This window comes from Mesorhizobium xinjiangense (assembly GCF_009749525.1).
Lineage (GTDB): Bacteria > Pseudomonadota > Alphaproteobacteria > Rhizobiales > Rhizobiaceae > Mangrovimarina > Mangrovimarina xinjiangensis.
On record NZ_WOAC01000050.1, the window covers coordinates 1 to 6372 of the forward strand.

8 protein-coding genes and 1 pseudogene are annotated in these 6372 nt (G+C 65.6%); all 9 read left to right on the forward strand.

Annotated elements, in window-relative coordinates:
• Nucleotides 1-454, forward strand: a pseudogene (locus GM909_RS25565) (P-type conjugative transfer protein TrbL); the annotation flags it as partial.
• Entirely contained in the window at nt 451-1140 is a 690-nt protein-coding gene (gene trbF, locus GM909_RS25570) for a conjugal transfer protein TrbF (protein WP_157020352.1), read from the forward strand. The pseudogene GM909_RS25565 and the gene trbF, both read left to right, overlap by 4 nt.
• On the forward strand, nt 1137-2135 hold the full coding sequence (gene trbG / locus GM909_RS25575; RefSeq protein ID WP_198174419.1) for a P-type conjugative transfer protein TrbG: 999 nt from the start codon (nt 1137-1139) through the stop codon (nt 2133-2135). The genes trbF and trbG overlap by 4 nt, the downstream gene beginning before the upstream one ends.
• The gene (locus GM909_RS25580; protein WP_157020354.1) at nt 2132-3253 is read left to right on the forward strand and encodes a TrbI/VirB10 family protein; all 1122 of its coding nucleotides are present in this window, start codon (nt 2132-2134) and stop codon (nt 3251-3253) included. Before trbG ends, GM909_RS25580 begins: the two co-directional genes overlap by 4 nt.
• Before the next feature lie 2 nt (nt 3254-3255).
• Entirely contained in the window at nt 3256-3477 is a 222-nt protein-coding gene (locus GM909_RS25585; RefSeq protein ID WP_157020355.1) for a DUF2274 domain-containing protein, read from the forward strand.
• Between the two features lie 134 nt (nt 3478-3611).
• Nucleotides 3612-3929 (forward strand): hypothetical protein, encoded by a 318-nt coding sequence (locus GM909_RS25590; RefSeq protein WP_157020356.1) that lies wholly within the window; start codon nt 3612-3614, stop codon nt 3927-3929.
• Nucleotides 3926-4279, forward strand: a complete 354-nt coding sequence (locus tag GM909_RS25595; RefSeq protein WP_157020357.1) for a toxin-antitoxin system TumE family protein — start codon at nt 3926-3928, stop codon at nt 4277-4279. Before GM909_RS25590 ends, GM909_RS25595 begins: the two co-directional genes overlap by 4 nt.
• Nucleotides 4276-4674 (forward strand): HVO_A0114 family putative DNA-binding protein, encoded by a 399-nt coding sequence (locus GM909_RS25600; protein WP_157020358.1) that lies wholly within the window; start codon nt 4276-4278, stop codon nt 4672-4674. Before GM909_RS25595 ends, GM909_RS25600 begins: the two co-directional genes overlap by 4 nt.
• On the forward strand, nt 4671-6341 hold the full coding sequence (locus GM909_RS25605; RefSeq protein WP_157020359.1) for a recombinase family protein: 1671 nt from the start codon (nt 4671-4673) through the stop codon (nt 6339-6341). Before GM909_RS25600 ends, GM909_RS25605 begins: the two co-directional genes overlap by 4 nt.
• Nucleotides 6342-6372 lie beyond the last annotated feature (31 nt).

Sequence of the window (6372 nt, forward strand, 5' to 3'; positions counted from 1 at the left end):
GTCCGGCAGGGCCGCGGCCGTCCGCGGCGGCGCGACGGCCGCGGGCGCGGCAACCGCAGCCTATAGCGTCGGCGCGCTCGGCCAGTCCGGAGCGGCCGGTGTCGCTTCCGGCCTTGGCGGTGTCGCACGCGCCGCAGGCTCGGCCGCCGTCTCTCCCTTGAAGCGCGCCGTCTCGAAAGCCACCGAAAGCGTCAAATCCAGCTTTTCCGGTGGCGCACGCGCGGCCTTCGATGTGACGGGCGGTTCATCCACCGCAGGCACGGTCGGCGGCGCTAGCGCCGATCCTGTCGCAGCAGCGTCCGGCCCGGCCGGCAGCCCGCCCGCATGGGCGCAGCGGATGCGTCGCTCGCAGGCCATGAACCACGGCACCACCATGGCAGCCCATGCCGTCCGCTCCGGTGACAGCCACGGCTCCGGTTCCTCCGTCAACCTTTCCGAAAGTGACCGCTCATGAACATCTTCAAACGACCAGCAACCCATTACGGCAAATCGCCGGAACCCGAGACGCCCTATCAGAAGGCCGCGCAGGCTTGGGACGAGCGTATCGGCTCGGCCCGCGTGCAGGCGAGGAACTGGAGGCTCATGGCCTTCGGCTCCCTGATCCTTTCGGCCGGCTTCGCCTCGGCGCTGGTGTGGCAGTCCGCACGCGGGACCGTGGTGCCGTGGGTGGTGCAGGTCGATAATCTCGGTCAGGCGCAAACCGTCGCGCCGGCCGACGCCGACTATCGTCCGACCGATCCGCAGATTGCTTTTCATCTCGGCCGCTTCATCGAGCAGGTGCGCGCGATCCCGGCCGACGCGATCATTGTCCGCCAGAACTGGCTTCGGGCGTATGAGTGGACAACGGATCGCGGCGCGGCCGCATTGAACGACTACGCCCGCGCCAATGACCCCTTCACGAAGGTCGGCCGCCAGCAGATCGCCGTCGAGGTGTCCAGCGTCATTCGGGCCTCGCCCAACAGCTTCCGCGTCGCGTGGACGGAAAGGCACTTCGAGAACGGCCAGCTTTCCACCACGGAGCGATGGACGGCCATTATCACCATTGTCATCCAGCCGCCGCGCGACGCCGAGCGCCTGCGCGCCAATCCGCTGGGAATTTACGTCAATGCAATTTCATGGTCGCGGGAGATGAGCCAATGAGGACGATCACCCGCACCCCGACAATCGCGGCCATGCTGCTTTCGGCGACCATGCTCGCAGGCTGCGCTACCAACCGGACGCCGCAATTCAGCTACGATGCCAGCGTGCCGCCGCTACCGACCTTGCAGGCGGCGGCAACCGACAACACGCCCCGGCCGTTGCATGTGCCCCCGGCATGGACCGTGGCGCGCGGCGGAACCGTCGCCGGCACGCCGACCGGCCGCGTCGAGAACGCCAACGCCGCCGCCCGCGTCGAACCGCGCCGGGAAGGTTACTACAACGCTATCCAGATTTATCCATGGTCGGAAGGCGCGCTCTATCAGGTCTATGCCGCAGTCGGGCAGATCACCACCATTGCACTGGAGGCGGGCGAAAGCCTGACAGGTGCGGGGCCGATCGCGGCCGGCGACACCGCGCGCTGGATCATCGGCGACACCGAAAGCGGCAGCGGTGCGAACCGCCGCGTCCATATCCTCGTGAAGCCGACGCGCCCGGACATTGCCACCAACCTTGTCGTCACCACCGACCGGCGCACCTACATGATCGAGCTGCGCGCGCGGGAATCACTCTACATGCCCGCCGTGGCTTGGGCCTATCCCGCAACGCCCGGCCAGCGCCAGACCGTTCCGGCCGCGCCAGTCATCCCGGCCGAGGCTGCGCGAAACTATCGCTACGCCTTGCAGGTTCAGGGCGACAGCCCGCCATGGCGGCCGGTTTCCGTCTTCGACGACGGACGCCGCGTCTATGTCGTCTTCCCGGCCGGGATCGTGCAGGGCGAGATGCCGCCGATCTTCGTGCTCGGCTCCAACGGCGAACCGCAGATCGTCAACAGCCGAATCCATCAGAACATCCTGATCGTAGACAGGCTGTTCGGTGCGGCCGAGTTGCGCCTTGGCAGCGGCAACCGCCAGCAGGTCGTCAGGATCGTCCGCACCAACCAGGCGCAGGCAGCAGCAGAGCGAGCCAGCACGACCACGGGAGGATCGTCCTCATGAGCGATACCGATACCGCAGCCCCCATGCGCCTTCGCGCCGAAACGCCCCGCGTCACGCGCCTGTCGCGCAAGATGCTGGCAGGCGTCGGCGCTGTCGCCTTGCTCGGCATCGGCGGGGCGCTGATCTATGCGCTCCAGACTCGCGATGCGGGGCCGGGAGGCGAAGAACTCTATTCGACCGAGAACCGTCCCACGGCGGACGGCTTGTCCGGCCTACCGCGCGACTACACGGGGCCAGTGCTCGGCCCCGCGCTGCCCGGAGATTTGGGCCGCCCGATCCTCGACGCGCAGAACAGGGGCCAGCCGGTCGCGCCGCCCGTCATGACGACGCCCACCGTCGATCCCGAGGAAGAACGCCGCCGCGCCGAGGAAGAAGCTGCGCGGTTGAGCAATGTGTTCTTCCAGTCCGGTCCGCGCACGGGAGCGCCGGCAGGGACGGCCATGCCCGGCCTTGCAGGACTCGGCGGACAGCCCGCGACACAGGACCGGCACGCGGCTTTCCTCAATGGACCCGTGGACCGGCAGACCGTCGCCCCGGATCGCGTCACGCCGCCAGCATCGCCCTACATCCTTCAGGCCGGGGCTGTTATCCCCGCTGCGTTGATAACCGGCATCCGTTCCGATTTGCCCGGCCAGATTACGGCGCAAGTGACGGAGAACGTCTATGACAGCCCGACCGGCTCGCTGCTCCTGATCCCGCAGGGAACGCGCATCATCGGCCAATACGATGACGGCGTGACCTTCGGCCAGCGCCGCGTGTTGCTGGTGTGGAATCGCCTGATCCTGCCGGGCGGCCGTTCCATCATCCTTGAACGCCTGCCCGGAGCGGACGCATCGGGTTATGCCGGCCTTGAGGATGGCGTCGATTATCATTGGTGGGATCTGATGAAGGCGGCAGGGCTGTCCACGCTGCTCGCAGTCGGCACGGAGCTGGCGACCAGTGACGAGGACCGGCTGATCCGCGCCATCCGCGACGGCGCGCAGGATACCGTCAATCAGGCAGGCCAGCAGATCGTCCAGCGCCAGTTGCAGGTTGCGCCGACGCTCACCATCCGGCCCGGCTTCCCGGTCAGGATCATCGTCACCCGCGACCTAGTGCTCGAGCCGGCAGGAGGCTGACCATGACCAAGTTGAAACTCGGCCCGCTGCCCGACGACAAGCCCGTGAAGGTGACGGTGGAGCTGCCCGCACCGCTTCACCGCGACCTAATCGCCTATGCCGAGGTGCTGGCCCGCGAAACCGGCCAGCCCGTCGCCGATCCCGTCAGGCTCATCGTGCCCATGCTGGAGCGGTTCATCGCCACGGATCGAGGGTTCGCCAAGGCACGGCTGGCCGCAAGCTAAATCCATCTCGGCAGGGGTGCCGCCAGCGCATAGGCGTAAATGCGGCACGCTACAGGCCGCCGACTGCCCTCCATGGTTCGCTTAATTCCGGGGCCTATAGCGCCCCGGAATCCACCAGAACCAAGGAGGATTCCATGTGCGCAGAGCGCCGCCGCGCCCGCAAAGGCCGACCGCGACAGTCGATCCCCGAGGCACTTCCCGACGATCTTTTCGATTACGCCGACGAACCCGCGCCGGACGGCCGGACGCGAGCCGACGACACGCCGCTTCTAGGCCCGGACGGGCAAAAGATGCGCGTCACCGACGATTGGCCGGAGGACATTCCCGTCACCGAGGCCGAGATTGACGTGTTCGAGCGTTGGTTCGGCGATGTGTTCGACGAACTCTTGAGCCCGAGAAAGCCGGATGATGGCTTGCTATTCCTATCACAAACTGATAGGGAAAAGACGTGAGCGTGGATCGTGATCCGGGCCTCGACACGCTTCTGGACCTCGACGGACAGATGCTCTTTGTCGATCCCGAGGGCGGCCATTGGGTGAAGTTTGTCGTCACCCGCGTTCCGGCATCGCCGGAAAAGCCGCACGGCCTCGATTATTCGCTCACGCTTCACGGGCCTTCGGGCGAACGGCTGGTCGGCTACGATAACGCCCATCCCGTTGGCGGAGGCAGGAGGGGCGAGCCGATGGACCATCGGCACCGCCTCCAGACCGTGAAGCCTTACGCCTACGAGGATGCGGCCACGCTGTTGGCCGACTTCTGGCAGGCGGTGGACGCGGTTTTGAAGGAGCGAGGTGCCCTATGACCACATTGAAAGTCGGGATTGCCGACTATGAAGAAATGAAGGCCCGCACCATGCGAATTGCCAAGGGCGAGGAAAAGCCCGCGCCCGGCGACCCGAAGGTGTGGTTCACCTCGACCGAATCCTTCGCCAAGGTGCTGTCGGCCGGGAACCGCGAGTTGCTTCGCGTCATCGCCGAGAAGGCCCCGGCATCGCTGGAAGAACTGGCGGAAATCACCGGCCGGGCCGGCTCCAATCTGTCACGCACCCTGAAAACCATGGAGAGCTATGGCCTTGTGCGGTTTGAGCCGGGCCACGGCCGCAAGCTCGCGCCCAAGGTGGTGCATGACCGCGTGGAACTGGCGTTGCCCCTGATAGACCGCGCCAAGCCGAGGAAGGCTATAGGAGATCGGCCATGAACATGCACAGCCCAACCGTTACCGCCCGCGCCGCGCTTTACCTGCGCGTCTCGACTGCCCGGCAGGCCGAGCATGACATTTCCATTCCCGACCAGAAGCGGCAGGGCGAAGCCTATTGCGAGCAGCGCGGCTATCAGCTTGTTGAGACGTATGTTGAACCGGGCGCAACCGCCACCAACGACAAGCGCCCCGAGTTCCAGCGCATGATCGAGGCCGGCACGTCCAAGCCCGCCCCCTTCGATATTGTCGTGGTGCATAGCTTCTCGCGTTTCTTTCGCGATCACTTCGAGATGGAGTTCTACGTTCGCAAGCTGGCGAAGAACGGCGTCAAGCTGGTGTCGATCACGCAGGAGATGGGCGACGATCCCATGCACCAGATGATGCGGCAGATCATGGCGCTGTTCGATGAATACCAGTCGAAGGAGAACGCCAAGCACGTCCTGCGCGCCATGAACGAGAACGCCCGGCAAGGCTTCTGGAATGGCGCGCGACCGCCCATCGGCTATCGCATCGTCGCGGCCGAGCAGCGGGGATCGAAGATCAAGAAGAAGCTGGAGATCGACCCGCTGCACGCTGACACCGTTCGGATGATCTATCGCCTATTCCTTGAAGGAGACGGCACGTCAGGGGCGATGGGCGTCAAGGCCATCGCCACCTATCTCAACGAGCGCCGCTTCTTCACCCGTGACGGCGGACGTTGGGGACTGGCGCAAATCCACGCCATCCTGACCCGCACTACCTATATCGGCGAGCACAGGTTCAACACGCGCTCGCACAAGGATCGGGAGAAGAAGCCGGAAAGCGAGGTCGCCATCATGGCGGTGCCACCCCTAATCGAGCGCGAGATTTACGATGCGGTGCAAGCCCGCCTCAAATCCCGCAACCCCATGGTTACACCCGCGCGCGTCTCCAGCGGCCCCACGCTGCTGACTGGCATTTGCTTCTGCGCCAAATGCGGGGGCGCGATGACGTTGCGCACCGGCCAAGGCAGCACGGGAGCGACATACCGCTATTACACCTGCTCGACCAAGGCGCGGCAGGGCAAGACCGGCTGCAAGGGCCGCACGATCCCAATGGACAAGCTGGACCATCTGGTCGCGGATCATATCGGGGATCGGCTGCTCCAGCCTAAGCGGCTGGAAACCGTCCTCGCCAGCGTCATCGACCGGCGGCAGGAGCGAGCCGAGCGCCGCCGCGAGCATCTTGCCGAGCTGAACCGGCGAATCACGGACGCCGACCAGCGGCTCGGCCGTCTCTTTGACGCCATCGAAGCCGGCATGGTGGACAAGGACGATGCCATGGCGAAAGAGCGCATGGCGAGCCTCAAGGCGTTGCGGGATCAAGCCACCGCTGATGCCGAGCGGACGCAGCTCGCGCTCGACAGTTCAGGCAATCAGGGCATCAGCCCCGACATGCTCAAGGGGTTCGCCCTTAAGGCCCGTGAGCGCATACGGCTCGACGATGGCGGATACCGCCGCGACCACCTGCGCGCGCTCGCGCAGCGTGTCGAGGTCGCCGACGACGAGGTTCGCATCATGGGATCGAAGTCGGAACTGCTGCGAACGCTGGTCGCCGCTTCTAGCGTAGAAACGGCGGCGTTCGGCGTTCAGAGTTCTGTATGTCCTTCCCGAGAGAAGGGTGACAGTTCATTCCGGAGACATGGGTAACACTTCTTGGCCTTTGCGAGGAGAGCAAAGG

What these genes read in the sequence shown, in the direction of transcription:
- trbF (WP_157020352.1), top strand. Translation starts at nt 451, where the DNA reads ATGAACATCTTCAAACGACCAGCAACCCATTACGGCAAATCGCCGGAA.
- GM909_RS25600 (WP_157020358.1), top strand. Translation starts at nt 4,276, where the DNA reads ATGACCACATTGAAAGTCGGGATTGCCGACTATGAAGAAATGAAGGCC.
- trbG (WP_198174419.1), top strand. Translation starts at nt 1,137, where the DNA reads ATGAGGACGATCACCCGCACCCCGACAATCGCGGCCATGCTGCTTTCG.
- GM909_RS25585 (WP_157020355.1), top strand. Translation starts at nt 3,256, where the DNA reads ATGACCAAGTTGAAACTCGGCCCGCTGCCCGACGACAAGCCCGTGAAG.
- GM909_RS25590 (WP_157020356.1), top strand. Translation starts at nt 3,612, where the DNA reads ATGTGCGCAGAGCGCCGCCGCGCCCGCAAAGGCCGACCGCGACAGTCG.
- GM909_RS25605 (WP_157020359.1), top strand. Translation starts at nt 4,671, where the DNA reads ATGAACATGCACAGCCCAACCGTTACCGCCCGCGCCGCGCTTTACCTG.
- GM909_RS25580 (WP_157020354.1), top strand. Translation starts at nt 2,132, where the DNA reads ATGAGCGATACCGATACCGCAGCCCCCATGCGCCTTCGCGCCGAAACG.